Here is a 24645-nt window from a genome sequence, read left to right on the forward strand (position 1 = left end):
GCTGTTGCGGATTTCGCGCAACAGCGTCGTATTTCAAGCAGATTCAGCCCAGCGACCGAATGACAGATGCCACAGCTATGCTAGCATCAACCCAGCGCAGGATTGGCCTGCGCCATCTAATGCTAGGAGATGTAATGAATCTCGTTATTCGGCAATATGCCGACCAAGACCGTGCCGCAGTCGTGGATCTCTCGATTCGAGCTTGGACACCAGTGTTTGCTTCGATGGAAGCTGCCATGGATGGCGCTGTGTTCAAGCATTTCTATCCCGATTGGCCGACCAACCAACAACAAGCCGTCGAAATGGTTTGTGCCGCTGAAACTAACCAAACCTGGGTCGCCTTGATTGATCAACAGATTGTCGGCTTTGTGGCGACAACCTTGCATCAAGCCAGCAGCATGGGCGAAATTGTCATGTTGGCGGTTGATCCCGATGCTCAGCAACAAGGAATTGGCGCGGCCCTAACCCAGTTTGCGATCGAGCATTTTCGCAATGTTGGGATGCGGGTAGCCATGGTTGAAACTGGCGGCGACCCAGGCCATGAGCCGGCTCGTCAAACCTATGCCAAACAAGGCTTTCGCTTGATGCCAATCGCTCGCTACTTTCAAGCCCTGTAATTAAAGGAGTACCCGATGCATTCTTGTTTTCATGGCGCATTACAACGCTGGCGCTAAGCACCTTCGGCTGAGGCCTGATCGTGATAGCCCGTAGGAAAGCGATCAGCAACCAGATTGAGGGCAATCCCATGTTCAAGCTATGCTTTAAGCCCAGCCAGAATCAAACAAAAACCTTCAGTTGAATCAACTATGTGTTTGCCCATCGCCTCCGCCAGCCTATGTGCAATGGATTTAGACTAAGGTCGGACTCTGATCAGTGCCTGACCATCCAAACCACCCTGATCCCTACCAGAAGTTTACGCCTCACCAACCGTGATTGTTATGTATCAGAACTTATCGTCACGAAGAATCCGGCTCAGCCAGTCACGTGGTGCCTCCTCTGCATTACCCCTGCGTGCCACGTACCCGACATCGTTGCCCAACCTTATCTATCTCACGTACCCATAGTACGCTGCTTGCGACGAGGAGGCAGGTCAGCCAGTCTCGCGCGTTTAGAGATACCGTACTGAAGGCACGCTGCAATACTGGCACGGTGATCACCATCGTATGGAGTACAAGCGACATGATTACTGCACCCCACAACCAAAGATTCTGGAAAGGATGGAAGAATGCGCTCTGGGTATAGGAGCGAGCATTGAAGACGTTGCACATTTGGAACAGCATCAGGGTCGTGAATGCCATCGTCCGCGCATACTCCATCGTCTGTGACCCATTGATTAGGCCATCAGGCAAGGCAGCATCAAGCACCAACAACGTTCCAACTGCCATAACAACACCAACCAAGAGAATGCGCATCCACATCCCGCGCGGAATGATCCTGCTCCCGTGTGAGCGCGGAGGCGCATGCATAACGGCGGCATTCGCTGGCTCAAGTCCAAGCGCTAGGGCGGGAGCACCGTCTGTGACCAGATTAATCCACAAAATCTGGGTTGCCAGTAGGGGAACAATAATCGCATCATTGCCAGCGCTCAATCCCAAGACACTGGCGAATACGACCCCGCCGAACATGGTTAAGACCTCGCCGATGTTCGACGAAAGTAGGAAAAACAAGAACTTCTGAATGTTCGCAAAGATGGCACGACCTTCTTCGACAGCAGCCACAATCGTGGCGAAATTGTCGTCGGCGAGAATCATGTCGGCGGCTTCCTTGGACACATCGGTTCCGGTTATTCCCATCGCCACCCCAATATCAGCTGCTTTGAGCGCTGGCGCATCGTTAACGCCATCACCAGTCATCGCGACCACCGCACCGTTCTGTTGGAGCGCTTTGACGAGGCGGAGCTTATGTTCAGGGTTAACTCGTGCATAGACTGAGCAGTCTTGCACGAGTTTGCGGAGGGCCGCTTCTGACAACGACTCCACCTCTGCTCCCGTTACCACTTCAGCAGTCTCAGCAATGCCTAACTCCAGCGCAATCGCCATCGCCGTTTTGGGATGATCGCCAGTAATCATAATCGACCTAATGCCAGCCATTTTCGCCCGTTCGATCGCTACCTTGGCTTCGTCGCGCGGCGGGTCGATCATCCCCACCAAGCCAAGCAACACCAAATCATGTTCAAGCTGATCGCTGAGCGCGTGGGAATGCTCAAGCGCATCACGAGGCAGGACGCGGCTGGCAATCCCGATGATCCGTAATCCTTCACCCGCCAACTGCTCGTTTATTGCCCGCAGTATTGTGCGACGCTCCTCGGTTAAGCGACGTGGAGCATTCGCAACCCATTCCGCCGTACACTGGTTCAGCAGGACATCGGGCGCACCTTTGGTAAAGACCAACAGGCGCTCTGGATGCGTACTATCGGTATGGACGGTGCTCATAAGTTTGCGTTCTGAGGAGAAGGGGACTTCGCCTACACGTGGGAGGCGGACGGCAAGTGTTTCCTCCGTAAGACCGGCCTTCTGTGCGGCAACGATCAGCGCTCCTTCAGTTGGATCGCCGAGAATCGTCCAGCGTCCGTCACGTTCCTGCACTACAGCATTGTTAGCGCGATTCGCTGCCGATAGTGTGGCGGTGACCTCGCTGTCCACGGCCTCGTTGTATGGAGCGTCACCGACCTGCCGAAGTTCTCCATCCGGCCCATAGCCCATGCCCAAGATCTCGACACGACCACTCGCAGTAACGATGGTGCGCACCGTCATCTCGTTCCTTGTGAGTGTCCCTGTTTTGTCAGAGGCAATAATGCTAGCCGAGCCAAGCGTTTCCACTGCTGGCAACTTGCGGATGATTGCTTTGCGGCGTGCCATGCGTTGCACCCCGAGCGCCAAGACTGCCGTCACGATTGTCGGCAAGCCCTCTGGTACGGCAGCCACCGCAAGCGCAACCCCCAAGATCAGCACAGCAACGATGGTTTTGACATCCCGAACCTCTTCTAGCAACAGAATGGTACCAATCATCATGATGGCCATTCCCACAACGACTATGCCGAGCCATTTCCCGGTACGATCAAGTTCCTGTTGCAGGGGCGTGTGCTCACTCTTGGTCTGCCGAAGTAGCCCAGCGATTTTGCCCATCTCGGTCTGCATGCCAATGGCAGTCACGACCATTCGCCCACGGCCATAGCTCGCCGTCGTGCCGCTAAACAGCATATTTGAGCGATCGCCGAGACTTGCGGCTGTGGTGAGCGGGTCGATATCCTTAGAGACGGGTAGGCTCTCCCCAGTCAACGAGGCTTCGAGGGTATGCAGAGAGATCGATTGGATAACACGACCGTCAGCGGGAATCGTCGCACCTTCTTCGATCAGGATAATATCGCCCGGCACCAGTTCTGTCGCCGCGATACGCACGGGTTCCCCATTGCGAATAACGGAAGCTTCAGCCGCAGCCAGCGCACGTAACGCAGCTACAGCACGCGCTGCACGTTCCTGCTGAATAAAGCCCAAGATTCCGTTCAGCAGCACAATCGCAACGATCACAATCGCCTCATAAGGAAGCGCCTGATCACGCTCGTAGAGCCATGCCACGAGTGATATCGCCGCCGCGATCAGGAGTACAATAATGAGGACGCTCTGAAACTGTGCTAGGAACGTCCGCCAAGCGGGGATCGGCGGCTCGGCAGTAAGTTCATTGGCTCCATATTGGCTGTGGCGACGGTGCGCCTCTACCGTCGTCAACCCATGAATCGCGTCGCTGTCTAGTGTAGTGATCACCACATCCATCGGTTGCTGAAAGATAGCGACAGCAGGGCTACTCGTCATATAATGTCCTCGTATACGCTATTCAAGTCGCATCAATGGTGGTATGTGGGGATAGTCTTTGCCGACATAACTGCGTTGAGGGACATATATGAACCACAGGTGATAACAGCCATCCTATCATTCTTGTCTGTGTATTACGCATAACGGCCCTCAGCTTGAGCACAATCATCCAGAATGGTTACTGGCTGACGGGCTGGATACCAAAACGTGCGGCAAGATCGGGAGTGATCAAACCTAGTAAGGCATAACCAAACCCAGTAATGATAATCCCCAGAACCAAGAAGCCAAGACCAAGTGCCATTACGCCATATGATGCCCCAAAAGCCATTGCGGAAAGGCTCAGTGATGTGACCAGCCCAGCAGCCGTCAATTGGGTGTTGCGAGCCGCGTTGGCAACGGGTTTGCCATTGGCATCTTTCAAGGCTTCATCAGCATTATTCGTTCCGGCTGGTGCGCCATCGGGAAGGGCAAAGCGCCCCATTTGGGCATACGATAGGCCTTGACCACTTTCAGCAGCATGGTGTTGAATGATGTCGGCCATGCTCAAAGCAGTTGCAATATCGGTCACTGGCGTATTCGGAATCGACGCATCATCAGGTGTGGTAATTTGTTGAGCTGCAAGTTTGTCGCCAACAAAATCATTAATATAGATCCCAGCGCCTGCGGTGACCAAGCCACCGCAGGCAAAGACAACGCCAATCACCATGACGACCGTTGGAAAGAGTCGTATCGTTTTCATACCGACCTCCACGCTGCGATGCAGCATTCATAGCGGTTAAGTATAGGCTCCCGCACAAACATGATCATTGCGCCTCAGTCGTTTGCGCCATACTGATTGGCTCCATGTGATGGATGGTCAAGAGCATCGTGCTTGCAATCTCGGCCCGCACGCTATGCGCAACGGCAGGATTGAGGAGAAGGATCTGTCCCGCATCCAAGGGATGATCGATCCCTGCAATGTGGATGGTCAACCTGCCGTCAAGTGCCTGAATGCTGACGATTCCTTGGGCAACGTGGTCAGGAAGCTCACCTCCCGCATCAAAAGCAAATAAGATGAGCGTGACCGGTGCTTGACGGAATAGGGTTATCTGACGATGCCCCTGAATCGCGGGGTGCGCCTCATTTAAGAGGTGATCAACAGCATCAGCAAGATGCAGAATCTGATTGTTGCCAATACCGCGTGTGACGGGATGGTCGCGGAGCCGAGGTGCTCCGTTAGGTAAGAGAGTAGGTTCGATCATAGAACATCCTTAGTATGAGCGCATGTGCCAACATGCAGATAATCGGGCAGCCATCCAGCCCACGCACCGACGATAGTCTCCTTGGTTTCTGACATGGATAAGCAAATTGGCAAGCGTTGGATCAAGCAGATAGTACGACGGATTAGTGTAGGTGATTTCCAAAGAGCACGGAAGGCGGGTGGAAACCGTGCGTTGTCGGATAGCAGCTAATACGCACTTTGGTCGTTCAACCACTAAGGTTATGGTCAATTTTGTGCGACCTAGCTACCCAAGTATGAGAAGGATGGTGAGGTGGGCGCTGCGAAAGCACCGTTAACGTAATACTGACCTTGTTCCATGGTCTATAGCACGTTCGAGACCATGGGTTTGAGTAGGTTATCCATTTCTATCGATTTTGGATCGAATATGTTAGCTTAGGTAGATTCATTTCGAACATCCCTACGCGCTTTTTCGTAGGCTTTCGGCTGAAGATTAATACATGTTGTATGTTAGTAAATTTTTAAATGCCGAATACACCATGCTACACCATTGCCTTGATAACACATTATGTATTACCCACCTAAGCCAAAGTGTGAGCCACCACCGATGTCGGGAAAGCACCTGACAATGTGTGACAACAGCTTCGCAAAAATTAACGCTAAGCTAGGTTAGCATTATTGGAAGAACCGATGGCCTAATACTCAAACTCCATTCATCCTTACAACTAAATCCATAAAAGCGGCAGTCTTTGTAAAGACTGCCGCTCCAAGTAACTGATAATGCAGGTTATTCGGTTACTGGTTGGAGACCAAAGCGTTTGGCAACTTCGGGAGTGATCAAGCCTAGTAAGGCATAACCAAGCCCAGTAATAATAATCCCCAGAACCAAGAAGCCAAGTCCAAGTGCCATTGCGCCATATGAAGCACCAAAGGCCATTGCGGAAAGGCTCAGTGACGTGACCAGCCCAGCAGCCGTCAATTGGGTGTTGCGAGCCGCGTTGGCAACGGGTTTGCCATTGGCATCTTTCAAGGCTTCATCAGCATTATTCGTTCCGGCTGGTGCGCCATCGGGAAGGGCAAAGCGCCCCATTTGGGCATACGATAGGCCTTGGCCACTTTCAGCAGCATGGTGTTGAATGATGTCAGCCATACTCAAAGCAGTTGCAATATCGGTCACTGGCGTATTCGGAATCGAGGCATCGTCGGGTGTGGTAATTTGTTGAGCTGCAAGTTTGTCGCCAACAAAATCATTAATATAGATCCCAGCGCCGATTGTGCCTACACCGCCTAACGCAAAGATAATACCGACGGCAACGACCAGTTTAGGAAACAAACGTAAGGCTTTCATAACATCCCCCTGTTTTGAATGTTGTTGAATATCGATCCGCTGCGTGAATGGTGTGTATCTGTATCGATTCGCTGTTCGAACGTTGTTTGTTATCGATGTATGCAGTATACGCCGAGCTACACCACAATTAAGTTAAGAGACGACTACCACAGGAGAACACGTCACAATCCTTTAACCACTTGGTGCTTAATCATACATAGCGAGCTTGATCTCTTAGAATCAGGCCATAAAATCGCTAATTTCGCAGCCAGTAGGAGTTTTCAATGGATTGGCAAGCATGTTCAGAACGTGCATTGATCGCTGAGATCGATCATCAATTACGCCATCGTGCCCGCGCCTCACTACAGCTCTGGCAAATACTTGCCCCGCAGATTGACCCAGCCCAACAAGCCTATGGCGATTTGCTGCAAAGCCATTTAGCGCAAACGCTCGAACTAGCAGAGTCAATCAATGAGTGGCTTTTGGTACAGATGGCCAAACAAGTTGCTGATTAATTGCTTGGTGCAGCAGGATCATTAATCATGGTTAAAGCCTTGGTCGCGATCGCTTGAAGTAGCTCACGTAATGCGGCAGGTTGCAGCACCACCACTGGAATATCAAGCTCCAGCAAGCTAAAGGCGACCCATTCTAAGTGCACGGCGGTGCGGCACAACAGAACCCCATGTGGCGTTGCCTCAAGCCTGCCCATAGCTGGCGGAATAATGTGGCGGGCATGTTCGATGGTTGTTTTGAGCAGCACCTCAACCTCGTTAGGCTGATCGGTAGCATTCAGGGCTGACTGCACAATCGCGATGATATCAATTGAGGCTGGCCGTTCGAAGCTTGAATCCAACAGTTGCATTGCCTGAATGCGATCCAAGCGAAAAACCCGTATGGCCATACGCAAATAGCAATAGCCCACCAGATACCAAGCGCCTTCGTTAAAGACAATGCCATAGGCATCGATTGTGCGTTCAGTTAAAATCTGTATAGCAGACAAATATTCAATTTGAACTTGTTGGCAGCGTTGCACCGCCAAACTCAACTGCATCAACCAAGTAGGTTCAATTCGCCGCGAGCGCATGCCCAGTTGCATGCTGATTGCCGCTTGTAGGGCACGGGCATGCTGCACCAAACCAGCAGGCAGTACCCGCTCGATCTTGGCTAAGGTTGTTTCAGTGGTCGATCGCTCAACCGGAAATTGCAATTCCCGAATCGTTAATAAACCTAAACTCAAGGCGAGCGTTTCTTGTTCGGTAAATAACAGTGGTGGAACCCGCTGCCCTGGTTTTAAACGATATGAGCCGTGAATCCCTCGTTCAGCCTCAACCGGAATCCCCATATCTTGTAATTGTTGAATATAGCGGCGAACAGTGCGCGGATGAATTTCGAGCCGCTGAGCTAGCTCGGTTCCGCTAATGTGTTGGCGCGATTGTAAGAGTTCGAGCACACCCAAAAGCCGACTGGTTGGCGAATACATAACATTTGCTCCAAATTAGGGCCAATATTGTCCTAATTCTAGGCTATGCTCAAACCATCAGCAAATAATTAAAGGAGCAATCTCATGGGATATGTACCAGCCGGTTATTGTACGGTTAATCCATTTATTATCAGCAACCAAGCCACTCAGCTTAATCAATTCTTACACGTGGTGTTTGGGGCACAGCCAGTTGAGCAAGCCTATACCGTCGATACTGATGGCTTAGTGCTGCATTCAGAGCTTAAACTTGGCGATTCGACCTTGATGGTGGTTGATCGCAAGCCAGATTGGCCGTGGACACCTAGTTTCTTACAAGTCTATGTTGCCGATCTAGCCCAAACCTTACAAATTGCTGTGGCTCATGGTGCAACGATTGTGACCGAGCCAACCCCGATGTATGGCGAACTTTTTTCGCGTTTCGTTGATCCATGGCACAATCTTTGGTGGGTCTATCAATATATTGGTATGGATTCGTGGGAAGCAACTGATTCTGCGGACGAAACATGGGATACTCAATCACCTGAGTTGAATTATATTCATCGCACGCTGATGCAAACCATGCCACGTTTAGGCCAAAAGGCGTAGTATTCAGCCTAAGAGTGGTTAAATTAAACATTAAAAAAGACTGGCAGCTCGTTGCATTACTAGCTGCCAGTTTGGCTATTTAATCGCCTATTGAGGAATTGGCGGGGTTGGCGTGACAGTTGGTGTTGGGTCAGGGTTGATCACGGTTGGCTCAGGATCTTTGCCATAGGGGTCGATAATCAACATGCCCAACTTGCCATTCAAATATTCGCTGGTATCTGGGTTGTAGCCAATTAGCAAGGTAGTAGCGGTAGTTCGGAATTTGATCATCGTTTGGCTTGAATTGGCATAGGTTATATCGCCGTGAATGTTGGCATAGCCAGCATATGGCGCTGCTTGGGTAACTGGACAGGTTTGAACTGAGCTAGAACATTGACCAACTGCCAAGCGATTATCGCTAGTCAAGCGAAAGCGTCGAATCGTGTTTGATTCAAATAAATCGGTGGTATGGCGATATTGCCATTGCAAATTGCCATATAAGCCATTAACACTAACATTCATCCGTGCATCAGGATGGTATAAGAGCGGATGATCACCGTTCGTGCTAAATTGCACCTGAGCATAGCTCCAAAAATCAGGGTAACTCTGCAACAAATCGTTTGGCAGATCAAGTTCGCACGAAAGGTAGCCAGCACCTTGAAAACGGGCATAATCGGCTGGGCTGAAATCTACATTGCCAACCACGCTACAGTCAATCGTGTTCATTAATAAAATTGGTGGATCTTGGCTTGGAATGTCGGGTGTACCAAGCCGAACCAAACAACCATCAGCCGTCTCAAAATCCCAAACTGCCATCCATGTATTTGGGGTTGAAAGGTCAACTCCGGCCAACCCGCAACCTGGTGGTGGGGCTGGCGTATCAGCCTTAGCTTGGTTGGGTTGATTGAACCAGAATGAACCTAACCCGCAAACCAGCACTGTTACTATCAATACAAGCCGCATCTATAGCCTCCCTAATCGCATTTGAATCACTAGGGTTTCAGTATAGCGGACTTGTGGCTCAAAAAAGTCTCATATTGCACCCAAAAAGTCTCACTTAGGTTTAAACGAGCCAAGCAGCAGCTGCTTTAGGTTATCGAGGAGTGTAGAATGGCGCATGTACTTAACCCAATCTTACGTACAGTACTCAATCAATTTGATCAGCCAACCCAGCTTGGCAACATTCAACCTTTGGCAACGCCAGCCTTACTTGGGCAATGGTACGACCTGTTTGGAGCGCATCCAAGCGAACGCCAACGTGGCCAGATTATTCAGCTGGTGGTGGTTTATGCCTTGTTGGGCGATACCCATATTCGACCCGAAGATCCGCATGATTTAGCTGAGCTTTTGCAACAACTTCGCGCCGGCAATCGCGATCAGCGCTTGATTTACTGGCGCTTTTTGCATGAACATAAACTTCCAGTCCACGTCCTAATCGATCAGCTTGGTTTAGCCAAGGCTACCTTTCATCGCGATATGAAAGATCGTTTGCCCTTGATTTTGGATCAAGCTGCTGATTGTTTATTAAGCATTTTACAACCTGCGCTGCAATTGGAACGTCCACCAGTGCCAAGCCACTTGTATGGTCGCAGCCAATGGTTGGTCGAAGCTCAGGCACTGCTCAACCATCAACGCCATCTTTGTATTATTGGTGCACCTGGCGCGGGCAAAAGTGCTAGCGCCGCAACCCTCGCTGCTGCTTGGCAAGGCCCAGTGTTTTGGCTCAGCTTACTCCCCGATTTGAATGATCAGATCGAAAGTTGTTTACCCTTGATCGGGGCATTCCTTCAGCACCATGGAGCCTACAACTTAGCCCAACATTTGGCAATCGAAGGTGGTAAGTTGAATAGCAACGTGGCGTTAGGCCTGATTCGACGCGATTGTGCCAGTTTGCCAGCAGCTCCCTTATTTTGCCTTGATCAAGGCGAGGTTATGTTAAACCAACCTCAGCATAGCGCCTTACACTCATTTTGGCGAGCCTTAGCGGCAATTCCCAATCTGCATCTGCTGATTATCGGCAATCAGGTTTTTAGTAACGATCTGCCAACTATTACGCTAGAGCCATTGGATAGCACAGCCTTGCAGGCATGGTTCAATGCTAGCACAACCGCTCAGACCGATTATCCGTGGGAGCAATTTCTGGCGCTGATCGCTGGCAATGCTCATCTGATGCGGATTGTGATGGTCTTAATTCAGCAAGAACCGAGCTTGGCAGCGATTTGTGCGATGCTGGAGGCGCATCCAAGCGTTGGCTATTTAATTGAGCGAATTATTACCATGCTCAGCCCCAACGCCCAACAACTATTAACTGTGTTGACCAGTTTTCAGCAACCAGTGCCACGCAGTTTATGGCCAAACAAAGATCTACAACAGCTTGAGCATTTTGAATTGCTACAAACTGGCTATCACGATACGCTTGAGCTTTGGCCGTTGCTGCGCAAACATTTTTGGCAACAACTGAGTAATGAGCAACGCCAGCCATTGCATGAACACGCTGCTCAAGTTCATGCAATGCTCGGCCAATGGACGCTAGCCGCTGAACATGCGATTGCCGCCGGGGCGTATAGCCAAGCAATTATTTGGTGGTTTCCCCAGCGGCATAATGAAATTCGTGCTGGCTACTTTGGGCGTATGCTGCATATGCTGCAATTAATTCCACTTGATCAAGTACCAGCCCGCGAGGCTCAAACTTTAGCAATTGGCCAAGCAGAGTTGGCCCGCTTTACCGGAAACTACGAGCAGGCTCGGGCTGGTTTAGCAGCAGTATCATACACGGGCAGCACTTCAATTCGTGCTTATATTCGCCAATTAGAAGGCGATTTATGGGAAGCTCAAGGCTATATTGAGCAAGCAATGGCTAGTTATGAGCGGGCAATCACCATTTTGGATACCAACCAGCAGCATCAAGAAGCAATTTTGCACGTCAAACGCGGCTTGATGCACTTAAACCATGAGCGTGATTTTGCGGCTGCCCATCAGGCCGCCGCCAAAACCCACTTTATTGCGGCGTTGCTCAGCGCTGAAATTGCTGATGAAGAGGGCAACTATGCGTTGGCCTTGCAAGGCTACCAAACCGCGCTTGACCATGCCTGCACCCTCAACGATCAAGCCTTACAAGCGCGGGCGCATGCGAGTTTAGCAATTGTCCATGCTCGCCATGAAAACCCTCAGGCAATTGAACATTTTAATGTTGCGATTCGCTACTACCATTCGATTGGCAACAATGTGCGCGTGGCCCGCAATCAAAGCAACTTGGCTTACTTTTTGGTAGCAATCAACCAACCACACGAGGCGATTACGCTCGCCGAGCAAGCCTATAGCTTTTTCAAACAGATCAATTCACGGTTTTGGGTTTCGTTAAACGCCATGACCTTAGCCGATGTCCACTTAAGCCTTGATCAATACCCAACTGCCGAGCAATATGCCCAAGAAGTGCTCCACTACGAAGAAACGGGCCATGTTCCCTTTGGGGTCTATATCTTAGGTCGCGTCGCAACCCTCAAACACGAATTTGATCTGGCGGAGCGCTATCTACAACAATCGATTCAACTAAGCCAAGCCATCCAAGATCGATTTATCGAAGCGCGGGTTTGGCGCGATCTGACTAAGCTTTTTCATCAAACCCAGCGCCATACCGAAGCCAAACAGGCCATCAAACAAGCCTGCGATTTGTATCAGCAATTGGGCTTGAGCAAAGAGCTTGATCGCAGCCTACAATTGGCCCAAGGCTACAATTTGCAATTAATCGCAGGCTAAACTCGATTAACGATCGAAGCAGGTGGAATTTTACAATCCACCTGCTTATGTCAAATTAATTCCAAGAATTAAGCACGGTGTTATGTGTTAAGTGCCATACCTGCTGCGGGACATTCCAATTTGACATGCCTACTAGATCGTGCTATAATCCTAGCGCCTTAGTAAACAAGGCAAAAATAAATGTGGTGGCTGTAGCTCAATGGCAGAGCGCCTCACTGTGGCTGAGGATGTTGAGGGTTCGAGCCCCTTCAGCCACCCCATTCACACTAATACCCTGATTGTGGTGATCTTACTTGATCAAAACAATCAGGGTATTGTGTTATATTCAGACTTTACCACATGCCAATTTGCAAATTTATTGACAACATGTGAGGTTTAGCGCAGAGGCGCAGAGAAGAACTCTATTTCGCGTTCTTCGCGGTTCACCCTTCGTGCTCTTCGTGGCCTTCGCGGTTTCGTCCTTCGTGCTCTTCGTGGAGCAAATATTACTGCGGTGCATCGGCTAGCACAAAAATATCTAAATCACGGTCGCTATTGATCAATTTGGTTAGCAACGAGCCGCCACGCAACTCGTCCCAACGTGAGCGCACAGGCCGCCCAATAAAGATACCAGTCGCATGTTGCTCATGGGCAACTTGTAGCATTGCCGCCGCTACATCTTTTTCCTCGATAATCACCACTTCATGGCACAACTCTTCGGCATAATCGAGATGTTCACGCGCCGCCAAACGATAGCCACTCGAGCCACCACCAGGCGGGCGAATATGCACGCCGATCAGCAATGCGCCCATCCCATAGGCCAAGTCGGCGGCCCGTTGCAGCAAATACATCGCACTAGGATTAAAGCCAATGCCTACGAGCCAACGGGGGCGTTCGGCACTATCGCTCAATGGGCGGCGAATTTCCAGTAAGGCATGGGTGGCGGCGCGGAGTTGATTGAGCACATCAAGCCGCAGCGCAGTCTGGCGAGCCTGCTCAGCATCGGGTGGCGCAAGCAAAATGCCCTCATCCAACTGACGAATAATATCGGCTGGCTCAGGGTCAATCAACACCAGCTCACTGGCCTGCTCCAAGGCACTTTCAGGGATAATCGGACTAGGCGTGATGTTGGTTAGGCGGGTAAAAATTGGCGCAATTGTGGTCAGGTTATAGGCATAAATCGTTGACCACACCGCAATTCCAGCCATGCGCAATTGTTCAACCAACTGCAATGGCTCAATCGGCTGATTGGGCAAGCCATGTTGATGGGCTAAATTACCTAGCACAATAATTTGAGGCGGGTCGTTGAGGATTGTTGCTAGATCAAGCGCCTCGATTCGTTGATTGTTCTGGCGCTCATAAATTAACGGTAAAGGCCGCAAACCACGGGCAAAATCGCATAAATAGTCGCTCGAAGCATTAAAGGCAATCCCAACATCATAGCCTTGGGCTGCCAATAATTGGGCATCGGCCATTAAACGTCGGGTGCAGCCAATGCCTGGCGCTAAGCTCAAATAAATGCGATGTTCGCCATAACGGTATGAAGCGGAATCAGATCGCATGAAGACCTCATTGGCATGAATTGAGCTTTATTATACTCGCTGCGTCAATCGCGTGCCAAGAGCATTTCAGGCAAAACTCGTACCACAATCGGGCGACCACGTAAATCGCGTTGGCCATAGAACAAAGCTCGTCCAGCTTCTAATTGCTCAACTTGCTTGGCCAACGTCGGGTTAGCCAAGCCAAAACCTAGCAAAAACGCCCCAAAAAAGATTGTAAACGCGCCGCCAAAGGTGTAGCCGCTGGCAAACGCCATCACTGCCCAAATCCCCCAGACCCAAATTGGTAAGGGCTTCATATCAGGCAATGGCTGAAAATCGCGAGCAGTTTCGGCCTTCAACAAGCGTTGGCGCAGTTTGCGCCAATTAATTTTGGTTTGATAACCATAAATTCCAATCGGAATGATTACGCTAATCGCTAGCATACCCAGCAAATCATTCAGCTTAAAGCCGAATTGGCTAATTTCCGAGCCAAGAAACAGCAGGCCAAGCGCGATCAAAACACCACCAGCAATACTCAGCCAACGCCCAACTTGGCGTAATTGTTCAGTTAAGCGCATCGTGTGCTCCTATGGTTGTACTTGGTAGATGATCCAGCCATCGGCTTCGTAAACTTTGCTAGCAGCCTGTTCGAGCAAGCCAATATTGGCCTGCGGATAGGCTTTTTGCTCGTTTGGCCCCCACACCACATAATCGACCCGCTGGCGGGTCAGCACTTCGCGCAGTTGATTGATATCGGTAGCATTATAAATTGCGCTGATATCGCCTTGGCGTTGCGCAACTTGCTGATTTGCATCAGGCTGTTTGCTGCGCCACAAGCTTTCGTGTGAGCCTGGCCAAGCCAATAAGGTTGGCCGACCACTCAAGGTTGCTAACTCACCGCCATCTTGATAGCTATTGCCTGGCGCAGTTGCTAAAACACTATCGATTGGGGTATTGGTTTTGAGCCAAAGCCCAGCCTTACGAATCGCCTCATAAAAATGGGTTGAACTTTCCACTGCATCAAGCGTCGCGCCACTTGAATCCCACGAGGGCGAGGTTTCGGGGTTAAGCACTGAAATTGGGTAGACCAACGCCCCAGCAAAGAGCAAACCAAACAAGGGCAACCACAGCGCATTCGTCCAGCGTCGCCATTGAGCATTGCTCAATAAACTCCAAATACTGGTAGCAGCCGCAATTCCCAACAGCATCCATGCTTGATAGTAAACCTTGAAAATCGTGTTCATGCGATTATCAAATAGATCGCGCAGATAGATAAAATCGACAACCACAATAATTAATGCAGCTAAACCAACCAAGACTAAGCTAAAGCCTTCGGCATCGCGCTGGTTACGCTGCCACGCTGTTTGCCAACAAATCACGGCAATCGGCAAAAAGACGATCGCAGGAATTCCAACAATCAAGCCTAGTAGCAGCACTGCGCCAGTCACGGCCCATAATTGCCAAACCTTGATCGTGCGGCTAAGCCAAGCGATAATCGGCACTAAGAACAAGCCAAAGATCGCCAGTAAATCGGTCCAGCCGGAATGATCGCGGGCGGGAGCCATAATTTTACCCAAACTGCCAATAATTGGAATATTGGCAAATGGTTCGGGTACGTTATCGCGGCCTGCAAACGAGCTAAAGGTCAGCAGGAACGGCATATACAACAAGGCCGCCGCCAAGACCACCAAGCCAACCTGACCTGCAAGCTGTAGCCAATCGCGGCGATTCGGTTGTGGCGTATGCCCACGCCATAAGCCTACCAAACCCACAGCATACAACACGCCAAAGGTTGGCGCATCCCATGAATTGGCTGCATACAAGCCGCCAATCACCAAGCCAGCCATGGCCAATTCAAGCCAATCGTGCTTGGAAAAACGCACCATCGCAGGCCGCACAAAAATTGCCAAGGCCAAAGCAATCGCCAGCAGCGTCAGCGGAATCGACAAGACATGCGGGTGCATATCGGCAAGATAAAAACTGAAGAACGGAAATTCGGTAATAATCTCACGCTGATGCATACCAAGCCGTTGCTGATTATCGACAATGATCATGGTTTCTTGATTATCATCGAAAATTGCGCGTGATGGCGGCCAAGCCTCAAATTTCTCGCCCATTGGCGGCAAGGTCGAGCTTTTAGAAGCCTCTGGAGTATCCGATTTGAGCGTATTCGGATCGACGGTTACTGGATGAATGCCTTGTAGTGCTTGCCACAAGACTGAAACTCGTTGGTCATCGGTTAGACGATTAACTTCTGGAGAATTGACGATCTTCTGCAATGCGCCAATTTGGTTGCCTGCAAACAACACCAGCACACATGCCAATAAGCCTAATGCTGCAATCAGCACCAACCGCAACCGTGATAGCAAATACTCACGCCACCATAAACCGGCCATGGTTGTAACCAAACCAGCAACCCCAAGGCTGGCCAAACCCATAATCGTGGCCAAACCGAGATTGAAGGTTTCGCCGAGCGTTACACCACTAAGCACACCCAAAACACTGATGAGCACATAGCCAAAATAATAATAATTAACGCTAAACCCCGCCAACCATAAATCGCTTGGCGGATAGCTAGGGCTATTCAGCACAGCGCTAAACAGCATCGCTTCCATCGGTTTTTCAGTGCCATGAATTCCTGAACCATACATTCCATGCAAACGCAACTGAATGCCTAGCCAGAAAACTAGGCCAAACAGCAACTCATAGGCCAGCCATTGCGGCCAATATTGGCGCATTGCTGCCAGCAAACGCGCTTTATCGAAGGGTTGTTGCACAAACCAACCGAGTGTGCCAAGGCCAATTAGGCCCAAGCCAACCGTCACACCATCGAAGCCCGAAAGATTGAGCATAGCTCCCATCCAAGCGATCCATGCAACAACCAACAAGCCCAGCGCTTTGCTCCATGCCAAGCCCCGCCCTGGCAAATGCCCAAATAGGCGCATACTCAAAGGCAGCGCGAGAGTTCCAATTAAAACGATGCTTAGCCACCAAGCAATCATAACAACTCACTATGGCAGATTCTTCAAGCGCTCCTGCGCCGAACCTACCCACAAGCCCTCGGGCGGGGCGATACTCAAATAAGTTTCGTATTCGCGGCGAGCTTCGGCGTTATTGCCTTGCAAGCGATAAACTTCAGCCAGATGGTAGTGCGGGTCGGCAAATTGGCTATCGGCAATAATCGCTGCACTAAATTGTGCTGCCGCTGCATCAAGTTTGGTACGATCAAGCTCGGCCCAAGCAAAATAGCCTTGACCAAGTTTGGTTTGGTTTTGCGGGGTTGGTCCAGCGTTATAGGCTTGTTCGTAGGCTAGCACCACTTGATCGTAGCGTTTCAACGAGAGCAACACATCGCCCAAAAGATGGTGCAAGCCAATGTCGTTGGGGTGTACATCAGCAGCCCGACCCAAAATCGCCGCCGCCCGATCAGCCTGCCCCGATTGCCACAATTGCTTGCCCGCCTCGAAGGCATAGCCAGCATTATTGGGGTCGCTCTCGTACAAGGCTACCGCTGCCTCAACTTGGTTGCCCGCCTGATCAACTGGCGTATTCGCCACAACTGGCGCTGGCACAACTCCATCACGCCATTGCATCGCCAATTCGCGCAGTTGCGGCGTGGTTTTGTAGATTGTAACGCTATTATGTTGATAAACTTGCTGTAAACCAGCCATGGTTACAAATTTATCAACGCCCATTGGGTCACGCAGGCGCTCAATTTGGCCAACATACACATAATCAACGCCATATTTATTCAGCAACCATTGAGTGCGCAACACATCAAGGCTACTATACATCTCCATCACATCGCGGATGCGTTGATCAACCAATGGGCCAGGCCGTTGTTCACCAGCGTGCAAGGCGCTAATTACGGTTGGCAAGCCAGTGTTAGCGGTAATCCGCACTCCAAAAGCCCGATAAAATTCTTGCTCCGATTGCAGCAAAATTTCGGTGCCAGTGATGTTTTCGGTGATCCAGCGAATTGCAGTCAAATCGTCGGCCAAATTGACCACACCATTGTTGACGCTATATTCGGCAGTTTGCATATAGGCTAAGCCATCGAGGGTCAAGCCTTGCAAAGGTTTATCGAAGCGCATGCCAACGCGGCTGAGCGTGCCAAAAATTGGGAAGAACAGCGCCAACACCACTCCAGCACTAACCGCCGTTTGCCAGCTATATTTGGCGACGCGTGAGTTACGTAAAGCTGAGGCAATATGCGGCAAGAGTAAGGCCGCACTCAAAGCCCACAAGACCCAAACTTGATAGCCAAACTTGAAGACCGTGTTCATGCGCTCGGAATCGCCCGGGCCGCCGTCCCACGAACCAGGCGCAAGGTGATCGCGGATGAAAATCAGCTCGACACCCAAGGCGACCAAGCCACCAACCAAACCGAGCACAATCGCCCAACGCGCCGAGGGTGAGGCTACGCGGTTGATAAAGCGCCGAATTAAGCCCGCCAATAGCAGGCCAATCAGCCAACGCACCGGAATGCCAGCACTAAAAATTGGCTTGTAAATCGTCGCCAGATCCGGCAAGACCGAAGGCTCAGTAATCGCGCTCTTGGCTGCATCACTGCGCGTCAAGTAATAGACGATCACTGCCGCTGCTGCCAACCCATAGCCAATCAGCCAACGCCCGCGCGTCGCCTTAACCCAGTTCCAGAATGGCGTTGGCTCGGCTCGTTTGAGCGGCAACAACAACCACGTTGTGATCACCAGCAAAAACAGCCCATAAATCGCCAACCATGGCACTAAAGCCGTGCCCACCCGAATCGGCCAAACCCCGCCCACCGGAGCTTTGTAGCTGCCCAAGAATGGCGCATACAACAGCAAACCAAGCGCAACCGTGGCCACGCCCAGCAAACTATAGCCTAGCGTCGTCCACCAACGGCGTTGCGGTGCTTGCCAACCACGCGCCATCAAGCCGATAATTAGCACCAAGCCATAGGTTGGCACATCCCAAGCATTGGCTGCCGCCAACGAACCCACTGCCAAGGCCGCCAAACCAAAGGCTGGTAATTGTCGGCGCAAGCGTCGTCGCCGGCTCACTTCCCACGCCAAGGCCACCACCAGCAAAGTAATTGGCAAGGCAATCAGGTGTGGGTGCAAATCGGCAAAAATGACGCTCCACAGCGGAAATTCATTGATCGTATTCAGGCCATCGCTAACCGTGACCCGACTTGGCCCCCAGAACCATGGCACGCCGCCAGCCAAGCGCCGCGTGAAGTTTTCGCTCGTACCATTGGCCAGCCCATCGCTGATCATCGCAGCTAAGTTGCTGTCGCCATCGAGCGGCGCACAAGCAGTTTCGCGACCTTCGCCACCCAACTCGCAGGCCTGCCAAGCTCGCACCACGCCGCCAATTCCAGTTGAGGTGCCAATTGGCAATACACCTGCTAGATTGCCGAGCAAGGCCACAGCAACCAAGGCCATCGCCGCCACTTTGAGCCGCCGCGTCACCACCAAGCCCACCGCCCAAGCGCCAAGCCCGATCAATGCGCCAACTGTGGCAACCGCCAAGTTGAAGCCAATCGCCGAGTTGAGGCCAAAGAGTTTCATCGGCAAGGCCATCAGATACAGACCATAGTAGTAGTAGTTGATCGTGCCTTGCGAATAGAAGGGATCAAGCGGTGGCATATTGGGCGAACGCAGCACCGCATTCAGGAAGCCAAATTCAAAGGGCTTTTCGCCGCCCCAATACGGATGCCACAAATCAGGGTTGGCCGCCCGAACCAAAGTCCAAAGCGCAAACAAGCTAATAAACAGCAATTCGCTGATGATAATTGCCCGCCGTTGTTGCCGCCACGCTTGGCGAATCCGTTGGGCTGCGCCAAAATACCAAGCCGCCAGCGCCAACGCCGCCAACATTGCCAAACCAACAATCACGCTCAGCCGTGTCCATTGCCAGAACCCTAAACTGGTTGGCAACCAAATCAGCCAACCAAGCAGCAAAATGCCCGCAATTTTGCTAGCGCTCCAAGCCGCTGCCAACGACGAACGCAAGGCCTGCGCCACAATCGGGAAGGCCAACAAGCCGACAACTTCAAAAAACAGCAACCACAACAGCACTGCCGCTGCTTGATGTTGGTTGATCCAAGCCCAATCGGCGAAGCCATCGACCCCTGGAGTTTCGACGTTATTGTCAACCGTTGCTTGAGGCAAGGGCTTTTCGGCCAAGCTAATCGCCGCAACTGGATTATCGGGCGGAATGCCTGGTAGTTCGACTGGTGGCAAGGCGGTTGGTGCCGCAACTTTGGCATCGGTGCGCAGGTAGATTTGGGTTGTGCCGCTATCATAGCCAATTCGCCAGCGCCCTGAAGCCTTGAGTTGCTCAAAAACTGGCAACAAATCGCCATACACCGCTCGTTCCAAACCGCCAAGGTAAATCACGCTCACGCCATAACGATCAAGGTAATTTTGGGCAGTGTTGGCATCAAACGCGGTATAAATTTGCTGAATAATATTTTTGCGGTTGGCGATAATGCCTGCTGCTTCAGCGGGCGCACGTTGCTGATTTTGATGCCCATCCCAGCCAATTAAGGTTGGCAGGCCAGTCCAAGTCGCAATTCGGCTGTTCCAGCGATAGGCCGAGGTGCTGGCTTCGAGCACGGTTGGCGTGCCCTCAATGTTCGCTCGCATCCAGCGAATTGCCGCCGCATCATCTTTAATCGCAATTTCGCGATTTTCGACCCACGTCGCGCCTTCCATCCAAGCCATGCCATCAAGCCCACGCGGCGCGGCGGCCACATAGCGATCGGCAACTTTGGCTTGGGTCGCGGTAATTGGGTAGACCAAAGCACCGAGCACCAACAAACTGGTGACGGTTGCCCACGAAATGCGCAACGGAGCGGCCAAGGCCGAACGTAAAACGCTACGGAAGGCGCTCAAGGTCAATGGCAGAACGCTGGCAGCAGCCAAAGCCAAGAGTGCCCAAGCCTCGTAGCCAAACTTAAAGACCACATTCATGCGGCCAGCGCCCGGCAACACAATCGTTTCGGTTAGCAGCAAGAGCAAAATACCAGCACTGGTCAAGGCCAACGGCACAACCTCGCGCCGTCGCGTCCGCCCAGCCAAGGCGCTCCACAAGAGGGCAATGCTAAAGATCGCTAATGGTAACAAAATGAAAATCGAAGCCGCCTGTTGATTAATTGGCTCCATAATCAAATTATTAAACAACGTTGGCGGATTCCCAAGTTCAATCCCATCAGCCATTGCACGGCGAAATCCGCGCCGAGAAATGAACCAAATCACAGCTCCGCCAAGCCAAATCCCTCCCGCAATCAAACGCGCACGAATCTGACGATATGACCAAACTCGCCGTGCGAGCAGCAGCATCCATGGAATCAAAATCCAGAACCACAGGCCATACAACACTGTCCATTCGCGAATGCTCATGCGTTGGTCGTTGGTCAGCAATTGAGGTTTGCCATAATCGCCGGTGGCCAAATAGCGATTGAATGGCGACCAAACCACGGTCATCACCACAAATAGGGCAATTGGCGGAAGCACAAACCACAGCCAACGCTTGGGCCAGGCCACGGTGCGGCTTTGCTGCCAGCCCACCACCAGCAAGGCAACGGCGGCCAAGGCGAGGCTCAGCGGGTAATCCCAAACATTGGTAGCTTTGAGTGCGCCGACCAAAATGCCCAGCGCCACGCTCCAACCAGCCAACGCTCGGCCTGAAATCGTTGGCGCTTTGTACAAGCCAACTAAGCTGAGCAATAGCAAAACCAGCAGTGAAAGCCCAATAATGTGGGCATGCAAATCGCCATATAAAAACGAGAAGAAGGGAAATTCGCTGATTGTGCTGGGCGGAATCACCCGCGTGGCGTTCCAATACGGCCATTCTGGGCGCAAATTGAACGATTCGCCATCAAGCCGTTTGGCAAAGCCTGCGGCAGCATCAGCCACGGGCGAACCACCCTCAAGCCAAATCCCTTGGCTCGATTGCTCAGGATTCGACCAACTCAATTCGCTATTGCCCAAAACCCGTGCACTGTTGAAATAGAAAACTGGCTGCACCAAATTGCCCAAAAGCATCAAGGCTACCGCAGCGCCAACCGCTGTAAAGCAAGCGCGACGTTCGATTTTTTTTGCAACTCGCCCAAGCGTCGAGAGCAAGTTATAGCCAAAACTACCACTTAATTGGGCGGTCATAGCAAATAAGCTAATTAATGCCAGATTAAAGCCAACCTCAGGCCGAATCGCCAACAATTTCATTGGCGTGCCCATCAGCACATAACCCCAATAGTAGTAGTTCATATAGCCGCCAGCAAACCATGGGTCATACGGCGGAAATTGCACCGATTTGAGCGTGGCCGTCAGGTAAGCCAAATTCATGGGCTTTTCGCCACCCATGCCTGGATGCCATAAATCGGGGTTGAGGTAGCGAATGGTTAGCAGAATTGCAAAGCCAGCCAGATAAATCGCTTGCGAGGTGAGAATTGCCGCGCGGCGGGTTTGCCACCACACTCGCAATTCTTGGCGCGAACGCAGCAAACTGAGGCTGCCCAACGCTACCAACACCAGATAGACCCCAGCAATCCAGAAGCGATTGAACGACCACCAATGCCAAGCAGCTGGCAACCAAGCAATCAAGGCAAGCGCAAATAAGCCGACCAGCCGCGCCATACCCAAACCGCGATCAGGCAAAGGCAATTTCAAGCGCCAGAGCAAGCCAAACGCCGCTAAGCCCAATAGTTCAAGCGCCAGCACCCAAAAGATCAAGGGGGCACTATTGGCAACCCCTTCAAACACCCACGCCCACGAGCCAGAAGTCAACTGTTCACGCCATTCGGCCACAGTTTGCTGGAGCATGGTTGGCATTGGTGTGGCAACTTTGGGTCGCAGTTTATAAATCTCATCAACATTCACATCTGCCAAAATTTGCTGCCGCGCTGCATCAATATTCCAGCGTTCGGTGCGCTTCCAAATCGTCACCCGTGGATGATCGTAGACGCTCCAATCTTCGGTGGCGTGATCATCGGCGATGCGAATGCCCAAAAATGAGGGATAGGAGCTAAAATCAGCAACTTTTTCATAGCCTAGCGTACCATCAAAAATGCCTTTGAAGAAATTGAGGGTTGCCGGAAAACGCATCGGCAATTGATCAAGCGAATCGTAGGCGCGATTTGAGGTAAAAGCCAAATAGTTGGCTTGGTTGGCAACTTGCAGAATTTGCTCAATCGAGCCAGCATCATTTTCGTTGACAATTGGCAACTGGATATCAGTCCAGATCCAATTTTCCATGCCTGGAATACCAATATCCCACGAATCTGAGGTATGGGTGCTGCCTGGGGGAATGTTGGCGTGGGCCCATGCTGAGGCTTGGGTGCGGGTATGGGGGCGATCATAAATTCGGCTAAAACCCCAGCCCCACAGCAAGGTTACAATCGCGACAATGCTGGTTAGGCCAACTGCAAGGCCATGCAACGGCACTTTGCGAAACAGCAATGGTGTACCTTCGCGCCGCGCCCAATCGACCAAACTAATCAAGCCCCATGCTGCAAATAAAATTAATGGGCCATAAATCGGCAGCAAATAGCGCATCGGCTTGATCATCAGGCCGCCCTGCCAGAAGAAGTAAATCCCGGTCCAGAGCCAGATTGGCAAGAGGCCCAACAAGCGTTGACGTGAACTCGAACGAGCTAAACCAATTCCAAAGGCGAGCCAACCAAGCCAAGCCGCCACGCCCAAAGGCACACCCATGCCCCAACGAATCATGTTGGTCAGTTCGTAGGTGTAGTTGCTGCGGCCAGCCCACTGATGTGATGAAGGTGCATCGACATCGCCCGATGAGGTAGCACTTGCGCGGCCAATTGCTTCAATGAAACGTTCATCAAACCAAAAACCATTGAAGGCATCGGGCATGCTAAATCGCAGGGTAAAAAGCATCATCAACAGCGCCAAGCCTGCAAATGGCAAGGCATGAATGCCGCTCCACAAGAGCCTATGGAAGATTGCTGCTGGTGAATGATTGCCACGTAAATAGGCTGGATTATGCCAATAAGCTACCATCGCAGCAATTGCAATAATCCCACCAAGCGGAGCAAGCGTGATTTTGCATGAAACTGCTAAGGCCAACGCTGCGCCAGCAAAAATCGTGTTGAGCAGAGCACTCAATACACGCCGCGATTGAGCTAAGCGTGTGCTGGCATACAAGGTCAACAAGCCATACATCGCCGCTTGACCATCGACCACAAAAAAGTGGGCATGTTGAATCAGCGCTGGCGACCAAGCAAAACAAAACCCTGCCAATAAGCCAATTCGGCGGCTGTTGAGCGTGCGGCCCAGCAAAAACAAGATGACGATTGAAATCAAATCGGCAATTGAGGAAACGCTGCGGCCAACCACGGCAATCGTGCGGCTGGTCAATTGGTCGGGTTCAATTTCAGGGTAGAATTTTTCGGTTAAATAGCGTACCGTGGCCACAGGCAACGAGCCATAGACATAGCCACGATCGACAGTGCGTGGGTTGAGTGAGTTACAGCCGCTGGTTGCAGTAGGGCGTTGTTTGCTAACATCAGGTTCTTCAGGGTTACGCGCATTTTTGAGTTGGGCCACGCCTTGATCGTTCAGCACAATTTCGCATTCAGTGTTGAGATAACTCCAAAACGAATCGGGCACACGCAAGTTGGGCGTGATCGCATCCTTTAAATAATACTCATCAGGGTGGATCAATGGAGCATAGCCATCCCAATCGGCTCGATGAATCGAGCGAACGCCCCAAGCCATCCAGAGAATACCCAACAAGCAGAGCAAACTGATCAAATCGGGGAAGCGTCGCCCCAAGGCACGCAGCGCAGCGAAACGTGGCATAGTTATCACCCTGAACTCAACAACGGGCGAATTATAGCGCAAAATCGGCTTGCATGGGGGAAGAGGGTATGAAGGATATAATTCCCTCACCCCCACCCCTCTCCCACTGCGGCGGGCGAGGGGAGTTCCACCATTCATGATTGAGGGTTCCCCCTC

14 protein-coding genes, 1 tRNA gene and 1 pseudogene are annotated in these 24645 nt (G+C 51.4%); 5 read left to right on the plus strand and 11 right to left on the minus strand.

Annotated features, from left to right (window positions below; translation table 11 throughout):
• Window positions 1-134: 134 nt before the first annotated feature.
• Entirely contained in the window at window positions 135-617 is a 483-nt protein-coding gene (locus tag ABEB26_RS09995) for a GNAT family N-acetyltransferase (RefSeq protein WP_345721842.1), read from the plus strand.
• 53 nt (window positions 618-670) lie between these two features.
• On the opposite strand, the pseudogene ABEB26_RS10000 reads toward ABEB26_RS09995, so the two are convergent.
• The 5 genes and pseudogenes from ABEB26_RS10000 to ABEB26_RS10020 all read right to left on the minus strand — a co-directional run.
• A pseudogene (locus ABEB26_RS10000) lies at window positions 671-808 on the minus strand (hypothetical protein); the annotation flags it as partial.
• 193 nt (window positions 809-1001) lie between these two features.
• Window positions 1002-3809, minus strand: a complete 2808-nt coding sequence (locus tag ABEB26_RS10005) for a cation-translocating P-type ATPase (RefSeq protein WP_345721843.1) — start codon at window positions 3807-3809, stop codon at window positions 1002-1004.
• 178 nt (window positions 3810-3987) lie between these two features.
• Window positions 3988-4548, minus strand: a complete 561-nt coding sequence (locus ABEB26_RS10010) for a hypothetical protein (RefSeq protein ID WP_345721844.1) — start codon at window positions 4546-4548, stop codon at window positions 3988-3990.
• A gap of 64 nt (window positions 4549-4612) precedes the next feature.
• Entirely contained in the window at window positions 4613-5050 is a 438-nt protein-coding gene (locus ABEB26_RS10015; protein WP_345721845.1) for a cupin domain-containing protein, read from the minus strand.
• A 765-nt stretch (window positions 5051-5815) separates the two neighbouring features.
• Window positions 5816-6376 (minus strand): hypothetical protein, encoded by a 561-nt coding sequence (locus tag ABEB26_RS10020; protein WP_345721846.1) that lies wholly within the window; start codon window positions 6374-6376, stop codon window positions 5816-5818.
• 263 nt (window positions 6377-6639) lie between these two features.
• Between ABEB26_RS10020 and ABEB26_RS10025 the strand changes: the two genes are divergently transcribed.
• Window positions 6640-6870, plus strand: a complete 231-nt coding sequence (locus tag ABEB26_RS10025) for a hypothetical protein (protein ID WP_345721847.1) — start codon at window positions 6640-6642, stop codon at window positions 6868-6870.
• On the opposite strand, the gene ABEB26_RS10030 is transcribed toward ABEB26_RS10025, so the two are convergent.
• Complete coding sequence (locus ABEB26_RS10030; protein WP_345721848.1) at window positions 6867-7835, minus strand: helix-turn-helix transcriptional regulator; 969 nt, start codon at window positions 7833-7835, stop codon at window positions 6867-6869. The two genes, ABEB26_RS10025 and ABEB26_RS10030, sit on opposite strands and share 4 nt — an antisense overlap.
• A gap of 84 nt (window positions 7836-7919) precedes the next feature.
• Here ABEB26_RS10030 and ABEB26_RS10035 point away from each other — a divergent pair, with 84 nt between their 5' ends.
• Entirely contained in the window at window positions 7920-8420 is a 501-nt protein-coding gene (locus tag ABEB26_RS10035) for a VOC family protein (protein WP_345721849.1), read from the plus strand.
• 87 nt (window positions 8421-8507) lie between these two features.
• Here ABEB26_RS10035 and ABEB26_RS10040 read toward each other — a convergent pair whose 3' ends face one another.
• Window positions 8508-9362, minus strand: a complete 855-nt coding sequence (locus ABEB26_RS10040; RefSeq protein ID WP_345721850.1) for a hypothetical protein — start codon at window positions 9360-9362, stop codon at window positions 8508-8510.
• Window positions 9363-9509: 147 nt separating this feature from the next.
• On the opposite strand from ABEB26_RS10040, the gene ABEB26_RS10045 reads away from it, so the two are divergent.
• Window positions 9510-12155, plus strand: coding sequence for a tetratricopeptide repeat protein (locus ABEB26_RS10045; protein WP_345721851.1), 2646 nt, complete (start codon window positions 9510-9512; stop codon window positions 12153-12155).
• 185 nt (window positions 12156-12340) lie between these two features.
• Window positions 12341-12415, plus strand: a tRNA-His gene (locus ABEB26_RS10050).
• 225 nt (window positions 12416-12640) lie between these two features.
• Here ABEB26_RS10050 and ABEB26_RS10055 read toward each other — a convergent pair.
• The 4 genes from ABEB26_RS10055 to ABEB26_RS10070 are packed head-to-tail and all read right to left on the minus strand — an operon-like array spanning window position 12641 to window position 24489.
• A complete protein-coding gene (locus ABEB26_RS10055; RefSeq protein ID WP_345721852.1) occupies window positions 12641-13696 on the minus strand; it encodes a hypothetical protein in 1056 nt (351 codons plus the stop codon).
• 44 nt (window positions 13697-13740) lie between these two features.
• Complete coding sequence (locus tag ABEB26_RS10060; protein WP_345721853.1) at window positions 13741-14253, minus strand: hypothetical protein; 513 nt, start codon at window positions 14251-14253, stop codon at window positions 13741-13743.
• A 9-nt stretch (window positions 14254-14262) separates the two neighbouring features.
• On the minus strand, window positions 14263-16677 hold the full coding sequence (locus tag ABEB26_RS10065; RefSeq protein WP_345721854.1) for a DUF2298 domain-containing protein: 2415 nt from the start codon (window positions 16675-16677) through the stop codon (window positions 14263-14265).
• Window positions 16678-16686: 9 nt separating this feature from the next.
• Window positions 16687-24489, minus strand: a complete 7803-nt coding sequence (locus ABEB26_RS10070; RefSeq protein WP_345721855.1) for a DUF2298 domain-containing protein — start codon at window positions 24487-24489, stop codon at window positions 16687-16689.
• Window positions 24490-24645: the final 156 nt, after the last annotated feature.

Origin of the sequence: Herpetosiphon gulosus, assembly GCF_039545135.1 — a bacterium.
Classification (GTDB): domain Bacteria; phylum Chloroflexota; class Chloroflexia; order Chloroflexales; family Herpetosiphonaceae; genus Herpetosiphon; species Herpetosiphon gulosus.